We start from the raw sequence: 14,855 nt of genomic DNA, 5'->3' as shown, positions 1-14,855 counted from the left end.
TTGGCAGGGATCAAGGAGGTGTACCCGATGCTCTTGATGGCATGGGCACTACGGTAAAGATTCTAAGGAGCCGATCCGGGGAGATGATGAGTAATCCTGCTAACCCCATGCGCTTTTGGAATAGTTAGCGAAAGGCCGCGCTGGGCCGGGGGATTGCGCAGTAAAATCGAGCGCTCACAACGGGGATTCCGATATGCAACTCAAATGGCTGGATGATCTTCTGGCGATTGGCGAATGGAAAAACTTCTCCCGCGCCGCCGAGGTGCGTTGCGTGACGCAATCGGCCTTGTCCCGGCGCATCCGCTCACTTGAGGAATGGGTGGGCGTCAAGCTGGTGGACCGGGGCACCTACCCTGTCCAACTCACACCCGCGGGAGTCACCTTCTGCGATGAAAGCCGAGAGGCCCTCGCCGGATTACTGAGGTTGCGCTCGACGCTGCGCGACGTGGAACGAATGCCCGGACGCTCGATCCAGATCACCGCCGGCCACAGCCTGTCCATGACCTTCCTGCCCAAGTGGCTCTCGCAGTTCCAGCAACACAACGAACAGTTCAACGCCCGAGTGGTGGCCGCCAACATTCATGACGCCGTCATTGCATTGGAAGAAGGCAGTTGCGACTTGATGATGGTCTACCACCATCCGCTTGCGCCCATCCTGCTGGACCCCGAGCGTTTTGGCAGCCTGGTGCTCGGCCACGATGCGTTCATCCCCCTGTGCGCGCCCAACCGCAAGGGCGAACCGCTGTTCCGCCTGCCCGGCCGCGCCGGCAAACCGGTGCCTTACCTGGCCTACACAGCAACGACGTTCCTGGGGCGCGTCGCGGACATCGTCATCAACAACGGCCCTGAACCGATCGCGCTGGAACGCTGCTATGAAGCGGACATGGCGATGCTGCTGATGCGCATGGCCATCGAGGGCTACGGCGTGGCCTGGTTGCCGCAGAGTGCGGTCGCCGACGAGTTGGAGCGTGGGCTGTTGGTGCGGGCCGGTGGCGAGCAATGGAGCACGCGCCTGGAGATTCGCTCGTACTGTGCGATTGCCAATCGCAACCCAACGATGCGTAAGCTGTGGAAGACCTTGGAAGGCGCTTCGTTGCAGCGGCCGGGCAGCGCACCCTCTACGCCCGCGGAAGCGAACTGATCAACGCTACTCAAGTACTGCTCACAAGTTTTACTGTGGGAGCGAGCCTGCTCGCGATGACGGCATCACATCCAACATCCTCACCAACTGACCCACCGCTATCGCGAACAGGCTCCCACGCAGGGATTTATGGTGAACGCAATATCTGTGAACACCCCGGAAAAACTGTGGGAGCGAGCCTGCTCGCGATGACGGCATCACATCCAACACCTCACCAACGGACCCACCGCTATCGCGAGCAGGCTCGCTCCCACAGGATTGCAGACTGCACAGGGCGATGATCAAGACAGTGCAGGCGACCTCGTGAGGTCGCCCTTCCCTTACGACGCCAGAACCTGCGCCTGCAATCGCCGCCCAATCACATCCAGCAAATCACACCCATCGCGCAGGGGAATCGCTAGCACTTGGGCGAAATCATGGAGTATCACGGCGTCCGTACTGATGTCGGAACGCATGGCGAGGTTCTCCAGCAACTGGGTGACAGCGGCGATGCGGTAAGCGGCAGTGTCGTGCAGCACGTCCAGCGGCGCTTCTGTGTCGATCAGGAGCGCGTGGAAATTGTTTTCGATACCGGTGATGGGCATGTAGCGGGACATAGGGATTTACTCCTGCGGGGATGGGAGGTCAGTGGCGGATTGGGATGCCGCTGGCAAAGAGGTCAAATCCGGGATCGGGATTCGGATATTCAGCAGGAGATACGTTTGGGTGACGCTAGACGAAAGCCACCTTGGATTGGCTGTGGCTTTCGGAGGGTTGGGGGTGAGCTTTTTCATTGGCTAACTTCCTGAGTAAGAGAAATATCTGCCAGCATCACTTCCACATGATGGGTGGCAGCTGTACGCGGGTGTGGAAGACCGGCACTCAGGAACCCGGCGCGCCCTAGGACGCCCCGCGTACAGCCGCCGTAATTTAACAGCAGACATAAGAAAAGTGTCTGCTTTAAATTTTGCGGCGCTACGCGCCTTTGAGTAAGGGCTTCCACACCCTGCCGCTGAATTTTCAGCGACGGAGAGAACTTAGCGCAGAGGGTGATGGGGTGGATAGTCAGCCGGGAACGACGCGTTTTGAGGGAAATTTCCGATGGGGGTGTCCGGCGATGGATTGAGCAGCACAGCTATGAGCACAAGGAAAAATCTCGAAACGAATGAGCGCTCAACGCCTTTCGTCCAGGCCGCAACATAGGCCACGCCAACGGGATGGGCTATAATCCGCCCACCAGCGCCATTTGAGGTCCAGCCCCATGGGCAATGTCAGCCTTGAAACCAAAAAGGCCTATGCCGCCAGGACGCGTAGATCCAACTACGCGGCCAGCCTCCGTCTGGAAGGTTTCAAAACGACCTTCGCCGACAGCGAACGCAAAATGCCAACGCGTGAAGAGGTCTTGAAGGCCTTTACCCAGACCAGAACTAATGCCTGACAAATATGGAGTCGGCGAGGACGCTTATTGCTATCCCGGCTCCACGGTCCTGCGCAACAAACTCGATATCCGTGACGAACCGACCCTAAGCGAAGCCGAACAACAACTCTCGGCCATCGCAGCGGACAACGTCGAGTTCAGCCCTCCTCCCTATAGCCTGGCCTACCTTCAAAACATTCATCGAATCCTCTTTTCAGACCTGTTCGAATGGGCTGGAGAGCTGCGCACCGTTGGCATGTCCAAACAAGCCACCCGCTTCTGCCAACCTGAGTACATGGAGAAGGAAGCCAATAAGATCTTCGCCAACATGGCCGAGGCAAACTGGTTCGAGGGCATGGAGCGGGCTGAGCTGATCGTCGCTGTGGCAGAGGCCTATTCCGACATCAACGTCGTACACCCCTTCCGCGAAGGCAACGGTCGTGCGCAACGCATCCTGTTTGAACACCTCATCATGAATGCCGGGTTTGAAATCAGTTGGTGGGGGATTGAGAAGGACGAGTGGATTTTTGCCAACATCGCGGCTTATAACGGCGTCATGGAGCCTATGGAGCAGGTTTTTGAGAAGTGTATTGGGCAGGCGATTCAAGCTTGACCGTACGACGTTATTACCCCCGCTCAGCGGCTTACTGTTTATTTCGCCAAGTGATACAGTCACCGCCAATCAACATCTGCTGAAGCACTGAAAATGTACAGGACGAGATCTTTCCCATCCAACAAAAAAGGTCGTGACTTTGTGGTGGGCGACGTTCACGGACATTTCAAACTTCTAACAGCAGCCTTAGACAAACTAAACTTCAACACTGAGCTGGATCGCATCTTTTCCGTGGGAGACCTCATCGACCGAGGTCCCGACTCCATGGATGTATTGAACTGGCTTGAGAAGCCGTGGTTCCACGCCGTACGCGGCAATCATGAGCAGATGCTTATTGACTGTATCTCCGGGCATGGGGATATCCCCCGACATATCCGAAATGGTGGAGCCTGGCTGTACGAGTTACAACCCGACATTCAGCAAGAACTATCAAAAGCCCTGCAAGCACTTCCACTGATCATTGAGATCAATTTATTAAGTGATCAAACAATTGGAATAGTCCATGCCGAAGCGCCTGTCATCCGAAGTAACGATGGCTGGCAGGAAGCCAAAGACGCTATCACTGGAAGTTCTGGGGAGCCACACCAGCGGCACGCCTTGAGAACAGCGCTGTATGCAAGAGAGAAAATCGAGCAACAAGACCACACTTCCATCAAAGGAATAGACCGGCTCTATGTTGGGCACTCAACAGTACCCAGTGTTATACGCCTGGGCAACGTCGTTTATATCGACACAGGCTGCTCATTTTCCGACGGCGCATTGAGCTTGGTAGACATCCAAACCGAAACCATAATCAGCATAAGCATGGACCAGTGAGAATGGGTAGTCTCATTTGCTTTGATCCTCGGTGTGAGATCAATGTCATGCCATTCCATATCCCACATTTACCCGCAGGACGGCGGCGTCTGTGAGGCTTTTTCAGATCAGCGCACGAGGGGAACAATTCACGTCGAGACACACCTTGCGACGGCCTGCTGATTCAAGCGCTCGGTCAACGGTGTAAGATGCCGAAAACGTCGACCATCGAGGCTGCCATGTCCGGCATATCCCTGAATCTGCCCGAAGACCTATCGAATTCCCTCGCCGATCTGGCCAAGACCAACGGCCAAAGTGCGAGCTACCTGGCGATGGACGTTCTTCGCGACTTCATCGAACACGAAAAAGCGCTGACCACACAGATCGAACTTGCCGTAAAGGAAGCTGACCAAGGCAAATTTGCTACCGATGAGCAAGTGGCAGCGATGCGTGCTCGGCGCTGGAGTCAGAATGCAGGTTGAGTGGCTGGAAAAAGCACTCAAAAACCTGGAGGACGAAGCCAACTATATTGCACTTGAAAACCCCAAGGCTGCTGACGACTTCTCCGAAGCGATCTTCGCCAGCGTAGACAAATTGGCTCAGTTTCCCGCAATGGGTCGAGAAGGACGAGTCAAACAGACGCGGGAATGGGCAGTACCAAACTGGTCTTATCTGATTCCGTATCGCGTACACGGTGATCGCCTCCAAATCCTCGGCGTATTTCACACTCGACAACGCCCCCGCTCCAACTGGTGAAGTCGGCGCAATATTGCTCTCCCAACACGTCCTGCCCTTCCCTGATAAACTGTGCCATCCGCCTCGCTGATTCAGATTCCCAATGCCCCTACAAACTGCCCCGCTCTCCCGCCGCTTTTCCGTCGCGCCGATGATGGACTGGACCGACGCCCACTGTCGCTTCTTCCTACGCATCCTCTCCAAGCACGCCCTGCTCTACACCGAAATGGTCACCACCGGCGCGCTACTCAACGGCGACCACGAACGCTTCCTGCGCCACCACCCATCCGAACACCCGCTAGCCCTGCAACTAGGCGGCAGCGTCCCGGCCGACCTGGCCGCCTGCGCCCGTATGGCCGAGGAACACGGTTACGACGAAGTAAACCTCAATGTCGGCTGCCCCAGCGATCGGGTGCAGAACAACATGATCGGCGCCTGCCTGATGGGGCATCCGGGTTTGGTGGCTGATTGTGTGAAGGCCATGCGCGATGCGGTGTCGATTCCGGTGACGGTCAAGCATCGCATCGGGATCAATGGGCGGGACAGTTACGAGCAGTTGTGTGAGTTTGTCGGGACGGTGCGTGAGGCCGGTTGCACGAGTTTTACCGTGCATGCGCGGATTGCGATTCTGGAGGGGTTGTCGCCGAAGGAGAATCGCGACATCCCGCCGCTGCGTTATGACGTGGCCGCGCGGTTGAAGGCGGATTTTCCGGAGTTGGAGATTGTGCTCAACGGCGGGATCAAGACGCTGGAGGCGTGCCACGAGCATTTGCAGACCTTCGACGGCGTGATGCTGGGGCGCGAGGCTTATCACAACCCGTATCTGCTAGCCGAAGTCGATCAGCAGCTGTTCGGCAGCACCGCGCCGATCATCACCCGAGCCGAGGCTTTGGCGCAGTTGCGGCCTTATATCGCCGATCACCTGGCCGCTGGCGGGGCGATGCACCACATCACTCGTCACGTGTTGGGGCTGGGCACCGGGTTCCCGGGGGCGCGGCGGTTTCGGCAGTTGTTGTCGGTGGATATTCACAAAACCAAGGATCCATTGGCGCTGCTGGATCAGGCGGGGCAACTGCTGGAAGGGCGTTAACCGTCACTTGCTTTGAACCTGCGCGCTGTTTTGGCATCGTATCTACCGATACCGCCCCGGCCTTTCAAACAGCCGTTTTCAGGTTGTTGCCGCTGGGGCCCGTCGATACCCCTTCACGCCCTTGAGTGGCTGCCAGCCCTCGGGTAATGTCAACGGACCCATAGGACAGAGCACGCTCATGACTTCCAAGCTGGAACAACTCAAACAGTTCACCACCGTCGTGGCCGACACCGGCGACTTCGAGGCCATCGCCCGCGTCAAACCCGTGGACGCTACTACCAACCCTTCCCTGTTGCTCAAGGCCTCGGCCATTCAAGGTTATGCCGAGCAGCTGAACGCCTGTGTGGCGGACTGCAAGGGCGATGTGGGCCTGGCCAGCGACCGTTTTGCCGTGGCGGTCGGGCAAGAAATTCTGAAAGTGATCCCTGGGCGTATTTCCACTGAGGTGGACGCGCGCCTGTCGTTCGACACCGAGGCCATGCTCAAGCGTGCGCATCGCCTGATCGATCTGTACGAAAAGGCCGGTATTGGCCGCGAGCGCGTGCTGATCAAGATCGCTTCCACCTGGGAAGGCATTCGTGCTGCCGAGCAGTTGGAGCGTGAAGGCATCCAGTGCAACCTGACCCTGCTGTTCTCCTTCGCCCAGGCTGCGGCCTGCGCCGATGCCGGGGTGTTCCTGATTTCGCCGTTCGTGGGCCGTATCTACGACTGGTACAAGAAAGCCAATGGCAACGACTACACCGGCGCGGATGATCCGGGCGTGCAGTCGGTGACGCGCATCTACAACTACTACAAGGCCAATGACTACAAGACCGTGGTCATGGGCGCGAGCTTCCGCAACCTCAACCAGATCGAGCAACTGGCCGGCTGCGACCGCCTGACCGTCAGCCCGGACCTGCTGGAAAAACTGGCCGCCGACGAAGGCAAGCTGGAGCGCAAGCTGGCGCCAGGGCAAGCCGGGGAAGCGCGCTTGATCCTCAATGAAGCGCAGTTCCGCTGGCTGTCCAACGAGGACGCCATGGCGACCGAGAAACTGGCCGAAGGTATTCGTCAGTTTGCCCGGGACCAGGAGAAGCTGGAGGCGTTGCTGCAAGCCAAGCTTTGAGCTGATTCACAAGGCATGCAAAAAGGGCGAACCTTGGTGGGTTCGCCCTTTTTTATTGGGATTTGGCTTCGCGCTGAGGGATCAGGTGGCTGAACCGGCGCTTTCGCGAGCAAGCCCGCTCCCACAGGGGGATTTGGGTAGGATTCAGTTTTTTTGACCGGCGCAAGACCTGTGGGAGCGGGCTTGCTCGCGAAGGCGTCCGTCAGGCCAATACATGCCCCGAGGTCAAGGCCCCTCTAGCGCATTCACCAGGTCATGGAAGGCTTCACGATTGGAGTCGTTGAGCCCCATCAGGATCTTGTGGGCTTCGAGCACCTTGATCCGCACTTCTTCTTCGGACTGGTCCTGGTCAGGCAGGTCGTCCAGGCATTCCGGGCACGGCACAGGGTCGCCCACGATGTTGAACACCTGGTCAAAGCCCATCGATTGCAGCAGACGGGTGATGTCGTTATGGGTGGTGACGACCGTCGGCAGCAGGCCGACCTTTTGCCGCGACAGGATCGACAGCTTGGCCAGCAGGCCCAACGTGGTGCTGTCGATGCTGCGGGTTTCGGTCAGGTCGATCACGATGGCGCTGAAGTTCAGCGCGGTGAAGATCCGCTCAATAGTCGCATCCAGCGCCGAACACAGGGTCAGGCGCACTTCACCGACAAACTTCAGGACAAAGGTGCCGTCCTGCTCGGCGAACTGGATTCTACCGGTACTCATCAAAGGTTCCTGCTCAACACTAACAGGGCGATATCATCCGGCATCTCCCCGAGCGTGGCTAATCCAAACACTTGACGCAAGCCTTCCAGGCTGCCGCCCGCTGCACTCACCCGTTCAGGCAAGGCCGCTTCTTTCTCTTTGAGTGTAGGTTCTGTCAAAAGGTCCAAAATGCCATCAGACATCAGCGTCAGGCTGAATGTCGGCGGCAATTCCAGTACGTGGTCTTCGTAGGTGGCCTCGTTGAACAGGCCCACCGGTAAACCACGCCCTTCCAGGTAACGAACGCTGTCTGGCGTATACAACACAGGCAAAGGCAGGTGACCGCCGATGCTATAGGTCAACAAACCAGTCTCCTCGTCGATGACTCCACCGACCATTGTGACGTGTTTGCCCAGCTTACAACTGATCAGGCCTCGGTTGATATGCCCAAGGACTTCCGAGGGCTTGAACTCTGGCAGCGTGCCGTTGCGCTTGGATTCGAACAACAGGCGTGTGGTCATGAATTTCAACAGCACCGTCACGAATGCCGAAGAAGCACCATGGCCGGAAACGTCCGCCAGGTAGAACGCCACTCGCCGCTCGTCGACCCGGAAATAGTCCACGAAATCGCCCGACAGGTACAACGACGGGATGATCTGGTGGGCAAAACGGAAATCGTCGACGGCCCAGGGGCTGACCGGCAGCATGTTCATCTGCACCTGGCGCCCGGCGTTCTGGTCTTCCTGCAACAGGTTCAGGCTGGCTTCCAGCTCGCGGTTGGCGGTTTCCAGCTTTTCGCGGTAACGCTGGTTCTCCAACAACAACCGCGAACGGTCCAAGGCCCGGCGCACCGAATGCTCGAGCACCGCAAGGTCTTCAAGAGGCTTGATCAGGTAGTCCGCCGCGCCCAGGCGCAACGCCTCGACGGCGTCGTTCATCACGCCCGCGCCCGAAACCACGATCACCGGGGTCTGCGAGGAAAGCTCGGTGACCTGGCGAATGAGTTCGAGTCCGCCCATCTGCGGCATGCGCAGGTCGCAGATGACCAGGTCGGGCTTGTCTTGCTCGAATACCTGAAGACCCTGTTGGCCATTGCTGGCCTGCAGGACGCTGAAACCACTGTCTTCCAAGTAGGCTGCGAGACTGGCTCGCACCACTTCGTCATCATCGATTATCAGCAGCGTGGCACTGGTTTTTGGCATGTGGGCAAACGGCGCCAGAATTAGGTTGGCGTAGCGGGCTGGGCGGTCTGGCCTGGCACGCACTACTGGATTCGCTTTCTAGCCTCTCTGTCGTACCGGTTTCAGGCCTTTGCCCTACACGCAACTACATCAGAGGTGCCCTTCTAAGGCGCAGACGGTACTCCCATCCGCGGGGCGTTTCAAGCTCAGGCAGATAGCCGCTTGCCGTCTTTATTTGTCAAAGCACAGAGAGTTATAAGAACCGAGCGAAGCGTAACTCAATGGAAGGATCAAACCCGCTCAAAGCCGACGCCAAAGCACAGAAGGCGGCCTTTTGGGCCGCCTTCGTGGTTTTACAGGTCGAAATTAAAAATCGTCTTCGACCTGGCCATCCTTGACCTTGAATTCGCGGTTTTGCAGGTAGGCGTTGCGGATGAAGACATACTTGTCGCCGCTCACCATCTTCTCGGCCGACAACAGGCTGGCGCGGGTGTCGACGACGTTCAGGCCTCGAATAGAGTTACGCACCGAGACGTTATCGATATAACGATACGGGGCGGTGTAGTCATCGACCAGCTTGGCCGGCGCGTCACGCAGGGTGCTTGGCCCCAACAGCGGCAACATCACATACGGCCCACTGCCCAGGCCCCAGTAGCCCAGGGTCTGGCCAAAATCTTCATCGCTGCGCTGCAAGCCCATCTGGGTACCCACATCGAAGAAGCCCAGCAGGCCGAAGGTGGTGTTGAAGATCAACCGGGCGGTGTCGACCCCGGCAGCGGCCGGCTTGGCCTGCAGCACATTGTTGGCCAGGTTGCCGACGTCACCGATGTTGCGGAACATGTTGTGGATGCCGTCTTCGAGGAACTGCGGCGTCACGTATTGATAACCCTGGGCCAGTGGCTTGAGCGCATAGGTATCAACGGTGTCGTTGAAGGTGAAGATTGGACGGTTGATGCTTTCCCAAGGATCTTCTTCCGTGGCGGCCTGAGTGGCGAACGGTACCAGCAGGACGCAGGTGGAAAGACACAGCTGAGCTAGACGATGGCTCCAGCGCATAGAGGAAAACTCCTTGGATTGTTCAAGCAAGGGCGCCGAGCCCAGGCGGTAAGCTGGCTAGTATAAGACGGAACGCGTGGATAGGCAGCACCGAAAAAACAAGCGGGCCGTAGGACGTTTCCGCGAGCGCTGCCCTTCATTTCACTGTCACCGGACTGTCATCGAGGCCCTTTAGGCTGCTGGTTATTTCAAGGACGTTCCCATGCCCCGCCCCGAAGCCCTGCCCCTCCCCGCCGCCAGCCTGACCGCCGTCCTGTTTGGCCTGAGCGGATGCCTGGTGGATTTCGGCGCACGCATCCGTCAGCCAGGGGCAGCGCCGGATGAGCATGCACAGCCAACACCGGGCGCCCTTGAGAGCTTGCACCACTTGCAGCACCAGGAAATCCCCTGCGCCTGGCTCGACGAATTGCCACCTGCCGTCAGCCATGCCCTGGCGGCTTCATTGCCGACATGGATCAAACCGCCGCAACTTCCAGCAACAAATAATCCTTGGCCGGCGCCGCATGCCTGTTGGCAGGCCCTGATGGCGCTCAATGTCCAGCAACTGGACGGTTGCGTGTTGGTCAGTGGCGAACCCAGGTTGTTGCAGTCGGGGCTCAACGCCGGTTTGTGGACCATCGGCCTGGCGTCCTGCGGCTCGCTGTGCGGCTTGGCGCCTGGCGAATGGCAGGCGCTGAGCCAACAGGAACGGGAAACCAAGCGCGCCAAGGCCACCGTGCAATTGTTCGGCTTGGGAGTGCATTCGGTGATCGACCACCTGGGCGAACTCGACACTTGCCTGGCGGACATCAGCCTGCGCCGACTCAAAGGCGAGAAGCCATGACCGGGATCATGCAGGGAGCGTGAGTGTGGATTACTCTTAAGGCAAGCCACGGACTTTTGACCCAGCGTCGCGGTCCATGGCTGTGCCTATCAATAAAGGGAGTACGCCAATGCCTGCCCGCGAACTGCAAGAACAGCTCAACAAACTGCGCGAGCAATTGGAACAGAATCCACCACTTTCCGAAGTCGAGCGCGAAGACCTGCACGTGCTGATGCAAAAGATCGAACTTGAGCTTGAGTTGGAAACCAAAGCACCGGACAACAACCTCGCCGACAATGTGAACCTGGCGGTTGAACGCTTCGAGGTGGAACACCCCACCCTTGCCGGGACCCTGCGCAACATCGTGCAAGCCTTGGGCAATATGGGGATCTGAACCCTTTAAATGCAAAAAGCCCTGCTATCGATAGCGGGGCTTTTTAGTTTCACGACCTGCAATGCAATCCCTGTGGGAGCGAGCTTGCTCGCGATAGCGGTGTGTCAGCTGACATCAATGTCGAATGTACCGGACTCATCGCGAGCAAGCTCGCTCCCACAAGAGCTCACTTTCACAAGGAGCGTTTATTGGCGGACCAGACGGTGGTTCGGTAGTTGGACATCTTCGGTACTGCGATACGGGTTGATGTCCAGCCCGCCCCGCCGCACATACCGCGCGTACACCGTCAGTTTCTCCGGCTTGAGCAAGCGCTGCAGGTCGAGAAAGATCCGCTCCACGCACTGCTCATGGAAATCCGAATGCTGGCGGAAGCTGACGATGTAGGCCAGCAGGCTGGCGGGGTCCAGGGCCGCACCGCGATATTCCACCGCCACGCTGCCCCAGTCTGGCTGGCTGGTCACCGGGCAGTTGGACTTGAGCAGGTGGCTGTGCAGGCTTTGCTCGACAATGCGCGAAGCATCGCAACGCAGCAGTTCCGGGCGCGGGTGCGCGTAGGAGTCGACGCTGATGTCCAAATCGTCGATGCACGAACCGGGCAACGCCACGATGCCTTCATGCTCCACGTCCTTGAGGCTGCGGATCCGCACGCCCACTGTTTTGCCGGCAGCCGCTGACAAGTCCTGGCGCAGGGTCGCTTCCAGGCTCGCGGTATCGGCGAACGGGGTCTGGTTCAAGGAATTGAGGTACAGCTTGAAGGATTTGGACTCGATGATATTCGGCGAATCCGCCGGGATCGCGAATTCACCGATGGCCACCACCGGCTTGCCGGACGGCAGCAGCCACGACAGCTCGAAGCAGTTCCAGAAATCCACGCCTTTGTACGGCAGGGTCTCGGCCGTCAGGCCCAGTTCCGCCCATTTCGCCGTGCGCGGGATGGGGAACAGCAGTGACGGCGTGTACGTGGCGATGTATTCGCTGGATTTGCCCAGCGGCGAATGTTCGGCTGCGGGATGCATGACGGAAACCTGACTGAAGAATCAGCCGATTCTATCAGCCTTTGCCGCAGCCTTTGAGTGCTTACTGACTGACTGTCAGGTCGCCCTTCATCCCGGCCTGGTAATGACCGGGGACATTGCAGGCAAATTCCAGCCGGGTAGCCCTGCCAAAAGCCCAGGTCAGCTCGGCGGACTTGCCCGGCTCAACCAGCACGCTGTTAGCGTCGTCGTGGCGCATCATGCCGTCTTTGCCACCGTGCCCCATCGAGGCCGGATTCATCGAAGCATGGTCCATTCCCGGCTTCATCCCGGTCGGCGTCAACATGCCGCTCTGTTGCATCTTGAGCATTTCCTGCTGGTGCTGGGCATGCATCGCGGCGTTACCAAGGTTGAATTCGTGCAACAACTGGCCTTTATTGATCAGTACGAACCGCACCGTCTCGCCCGCCTTGATATCCAGCGTACCGGGATTGAACGACATGTCGCCCATCACCACCTCGATGGTGCGACTGGCCTTGGCCGCCGGTGCGGGCTGGCCGAAATCAAAGTGCGCACCGGGTGATGCCCACAACGAGGTACTCAATACCCACGCAGAGGCGGCCAGGATCAGACGGTTTACCATCAACATGTTCATACTCCGACAAGGTAAGGTTCAACTTGCCCAAGACTCTAGATCGGTGCGGCTGCCAATTGACTGACAGTTGCATTACAACTCTGTCAGGTTGTGCCACGACCCCGGCCGCCGCGGTATAACGCCCACGTTCAAATCATGCCCTGAGCTGCCCATGAAACTGCTGATCGTCGAAGACCAAACCAAAACCGGCCAATACCTGCGCCAAGGCCTGAGTGAAGCCGGGTTCAATGCCGACCTGGTGGCCGATGGCATCACCGGCCAGCAACTGGCCTTGAGCGGTGAATACGCCTTGCTGATCCTCGACGTGATGTTGCCCGGCCGCGATGGCTGGCAGATCCTGCAAGCGGTCCGCGGGGCCGGATTGGATACGCCGGTACTGTTTCTCACCGCGCGGGATGCGGTACAGGATCGGGTCCACGGCCTGGAGCTGGGCGCCGATGATTACCTGGTCAAGCCCTTTGCCTTTTCCGAGTTGCTGGCGCGGGTGCGCAGCCTGTTGCGACGAGGCAGTTCGACGCAACAGGAAACCAGCCTGCAGCTGGCCGACTTGCGCCTGGACCTGATCCGCCGCCGCGTCGAACGCAGCGGGCGGCGCATCGACCTCACCGCCAAGGAGTTCGCCTTGCTGGAAATGCTCCTGCGCCGCCAGGGCGAAGTGCTGCCCAAATCACTGATCGCGTCCCAGGTCTGGGACATGAATTTCGACAGCGACACCAACGTCATCGAAGTCGCGATACGACGCCTGCGAATCAAGATTGACGACGACTTCCCCAGCAAACTGATCCATACCGTGCGGGGCATGGGCTATGTGCTTGAAGAGCGCGCCCTGTGAGGGGCCGGTGGTCGCTGAGTAGTCGTCTGGCGCTGCTGTTCGCCGCCTGCACCGCCGTGGTGTCATTGTTCGCCGGGGTGTTGTTCAGCCGTGGCAGCGAGGCGCACTTCATCGAGCTGGACCAGCAACTGCTCGAAGGCAAGCTGATCGGCCTGCGCCGGGCCCTGCAAGACCTCGACGCTGAGCAGACCCAGGCGCGCCTGGAAGATGAACTGAGCCGCCAGGCCGACCTGGCGCTGCGCATCAAAGGCAGCGATGGTGTGCGCTGGTACGACAGCTCGATCCGGATTCCGGCTCAATTGCCGGAGCGTCCCGGCCTGTCGACCCTCAGCGATGCCGACAACGATTACCGGGTGTTGAACGCCCCACTGTATCCCGACCGAGCCAATTCGCCGCAACTGACCCTGCTGTTGGACATCACCCACCACCAGCACTTCCTGCAACGCATGCAGCGCCTGATCTGGCTGACCGTCGGCCTCTCGGCCCTGGCCACCGCCCTGCTGGGTGCCTGGGCCGCCCGGCGGGCCTTGCGCCCCTTGCGGCGCATGGGCGCCATTGCCGGCAGTGTCTCGGCCCGTTCCCTCAACGCCCGACTGCCCGAAGAGCAAATGCCCGCCGAACTGGCGGAATTGGCCCACAGCATCAACGCCATGCTCGGACGCCTCGACGATGCGTTTCAGCGGCTCTCAGCGTTCTCTGCCGACATCGCCCATGAATTGCGCACACCGCTGTCGAACCTGCTGACCCACACCCAGGTCACCCTCACCCGCGAACGGCCCCTGGAGGATTACCGCGAGGCGTTGCACAGCAACCTCGAAGAACTGCAATGGATGGCGCAACTGGTCAACGACATGCTGTACCTGGCCAAGGCCGACCACGGCCTGCTGGCGCTCAATCGCGAACCGCTGCAATTGGCCGAAGAGGTGGACGTGCTGCTGGACTTCTTCGCGCCCCTGGCCGAAGACGCCAACGTCCGCTTGAGCCGCGTGGGCGAGAGCCGCATCGAGGGTGATCGCAACATGTTGCGCCGGGCGCTCTCCAACCTGCTGGACAATGCGCTGCGCTTCACCCCCGCTGACGGCGAAGTGCGGGTGCACATTGTCGATGAGGCTCAAGGGGTGAACATCAGCGTGGAGAACAGTGGCGAGGGGATTGCAGCGGACTTGTTGCCGCGCCTGTTCGACCGCTTCTACCGCGCCGACCCGGCCCGCCAGGAGGGCAGCAGCGAACACGCGGGGCTCGGACTGGCCATCACCCGCTCGATCATCCGCGCCCATGGCGGGCAGATCCGTTGCGAGTCGGCCGATGGTTGGACGCGGTTCATGATTGAGCTACCGAAGGGAGATTAAGCCCAACGCCCCCCCCCCGGTGGCGAAGGAACATATCTGTGGCGGAGTCT

The 14,855-nt window shown here is 59.2% G+C and carries 18 protein-coding genes; 12 read left to right on the top strand and 6 right to left on the bottom strand.

Translation table 11 applies throughout. From position 1 onward, the window contains the following. Positions 1-193 precede the first annotated feature (193 nt). A complete protein-coding gene (locus HU749_RS10710) occupies positions 194-1,141 on the top strand; it encodes a LysR substrate-binding domain-containing protein (RefSeq protein ID WP_186652493.1) in 948 nt (315 codons plus the stop codon). 320 nt (positions 1,142-1,461) lie between these two features. Here the strand turns inward: HU749_RS10710 and HU749_RS10705 are convergent, their stop codons facing one another. Beyond that, positions 1,462-1,737 (bottom strand): hypothetical protein, encoded by a 276-nt coding sequence (locus HU749_RS10705; protein WP_013692639.1) that lies wholly within the window; start codon positions 1,735-1,737, stop codon positions 1,462-1,464. A gap of 644 nt (positions 1,738-2,381) precedes the next feature. On the opposite strand from HU749_RS10705, the gene HU749_RS10700 reads away from it, so the two are divergent. The 7 genes from HU749_RS10700 (at position 2,382) to tal (ending at position 6,875) form a co-directional block, all read left to right on the top strand. Beyond that, complete coding sequence (locus tag HU749_RS10700; protein WP_139381141.1) at positions 2,382-2,558, top strand: YhfG family protein; 177 nt, start codon at positions 2,382-2,384, stop codon at positions 2,556-2,558. Then, a complete protein-coding gene (locus HU749_RS10695) occupies positions 2,551-3,150 on the top strand; it encodes a putative adenosine monophosphate-protein transferase Fic (protein ID WP_079304365.1) in 600 nt (199 codons plus the stop codon). Before HU749_RS10700 ends, HU749_RS10695 begins: the two co-directional genes overlap by 8 nt. Positions 3,151-3,243: 93 nt before the next feature. Continuing rightward, the gene (locus HU749_RS10690) at positions 3,244-3,966 is read left to right on the top strand and encodes a metallophosphoesterase (RefSeq protein WP_079304363.1); all 723 of its coding nucleotides are present in this window, start codon (positions 3,244-3,246) and stop codon (positions 3,964-3,966) included. Positions 3,967-4,184: 218 nt separating this feature from the next. Beyond that, entirely contained in the window at positions 4,185-4,427 is a 243-nt protein-coding gene (locus HU749_RS10685) for a hypothetical protein (RefSeq protein ID WP_024616335.1), read from the top strand. After that, positions 4,417-4,701: a type II toxin-antitoxin system RelE/ParE family toxin gene (locus HU749_RS10680; RefSeq protein WP_046064729.1), complete on the top strand. Its 285-nt coding sequence runs from the start codon at positions 4,417-4,419 to the stop codon at positions 4,699-4,701. The genes HU749_RS10685 and HU749_RS10680 overlap by 11 nt, the downstream gene beginning before the upstream one ends. A gap of 82 nt (positions 4,702-4,783) precedes the next feature. Then, a complete protein-coding gene (gene dusA / locus HU749_RS10675; RefSeq protein WP_186650332.1) occupies positions 4,784-5,770 on the top strand; it encodes a tRNA dihydrouridine(20/20a) synthase DusA in 987 nt (328 codons plus the stop codon). 178 nt (positions 5,771-5,948) lie between these two features. Continuing rightward, complete coding sequence (gene tal / locus HU749_RS10670) at positions 5,949-6,875, top strand: transaldolase (protein ID WP_003199698.1); 927 nt, start codon at positions 5,949-5,951, stop codon at positions 6,873-6,875. 225 nt (positions 6,876-7,100) lie between these two features. Here the strand turns inward: tal and rssC are convergent, their stop codons facing one another. The 3 genes from rssC to HU749_RS10655 form a co-directional block, all read right to left on the bottom strand. Then, the gene (gene rssC, locus HU749_RS10665; protein ID WP_014339337.1) at positions 7,101-7,583 is read right to left on the bottom strand and encodes an anti-sigma factor antagonist RssC; all 483 of its coding nucleotides are present in this window, start codon (positions 7,581-7,583) and stop codon (positions 7,101-7,103) included. Continuing rightward, positions 7,583-8,764, bottom strand: a complete 1,182-nt coding sequence (rssB, locus tag HU749_RS10660) for a two-component system response regulator RssB (protein WP_057452379.1) — start codon at positions 8,762-8,764, stop codon at positions 7,583-7,585. The genes rssC and rssB overlap by 1 nt, the downstream gene beginning before the upstream one ends. Positions 8,765-9,109: 345 nt before the next feature. Beyond that, on the bottom strand, positions 9,110-9,799 hold the full coding sequence (locus tag HU749_RS10655; RefSeq protein ID WP_079304360.1) for an MlaA family lipoprotein: 690 nt from the start codon (positions 9,797-9,799) through the stop codon (positions 9,110-9,112). A gap of 202 nt (positions 9,800-10,001) precedes the next feature. On the opposite strand from HU749_RS10655, the gene pcrP reads away from it, so the two are divergent. Both pcrP and HU749_RS10645 read left to right on the top strand, forming a co-directional pair. Then, positions 10,002-10,622, top strand: a complete 621-nt coding sequence (gene pcrP / locus HU749_RS10650; RefSeq protein ID WP_186650330.1) for an HAD superfamily inactivated hydrolase PcrP — start codon at positions 10,002-10,004, stop codon at positions 10,620-10,622. 109 nt (positions 10,623-10,731) lie between these two features. After that, the gene (locus HU749_RS10645) at positions 10,732-10,995 is read left to right on the top strand and encodes a DUF4404 family protein (RefSeq protein ID WP_079304357.1); all 264 of its coding nucleotides are present in this window, start codon (positions 10,732-10,734) and stop codon (positions 10,993-10,995) included. Positions 10,996-11,180: 185 nt separating this feature from the next. On the opposite strand, the gene queF is transcribed toward HU749_RS10645, so the two are convergent. After that, positions 11,181-12,011 (bottom strand): NADPH-dependent 7-cyano-7-deazaguanine reductase QueF, encoded by an 831-nt coding sequence (queF, locus tag HU749_RS10640; RefSeq protein WP_079304355.1) that lies wholly within the window; start codon positions 12,009-12,011, stop codon positions 11,181-11,183. Between the two features lie 61 nt (positions 12,012-12,072). Continuing rightward, the gene (gene copI, locus HU749_RS10635; protein WP_186650328.1) at positions 12,073-12,618 is read right to left on the bottom strand and encodes a copper-resistant cuproprotein CopI; all 546 of its coding nucleotides are present in this window, start codon (positions 12,616-12,618) and stop codon (positions 12,073-12,075) included. Between the two features lie 157 nt (positions 12,619-12,775). On the opposite strand from copI, the gene HU749_RS10630 reads away from it, so the two are divergent. Then, positions 12,776-13,456, top strand: coding sequence for a heavy metal response regulator transcription factor (locus tag HU749_RS10630; RefSeq protein WP_014339344.1), 681 nt, complete (start codon positions 12,776-12,778; stop codon positions 13,454-13,456). Continuing rightward, on the top strand, positions 13,453-14,805 hold the full coding sequence (locus HU749_RS10625) for a heavy metal sensor histidine kinase (RefSeq protein WP_186650326.1): 1,353 nt from the start codon (positions 13,453-13,455) through the stop codon (positions 14,803-14,805). The genes HU749_RS10630 and HU749_RS10625 overlap by 4 nt, the downstream gene beginning before the upstream one ends. Positions 14,806-14,855: the final 50 nt, after the last annotated feature.

Origin of the sequence: Pseudomonas ogarae (genome assembly GCF_014268695.2) — a bacterium.
Classification (GTDB): domain Bacteria; phylum Pseudomonadota; class Gammaproteobacteria; order Pseudomonadales; family Pseudomonadaceae; genus Aquipseudomonas; species Aquipseudomonas kilonensis.
Note: the sequence above shows the minus strand (reverse complement) of the source record. Positions and strands in the feature narration are given on the sequence as shown.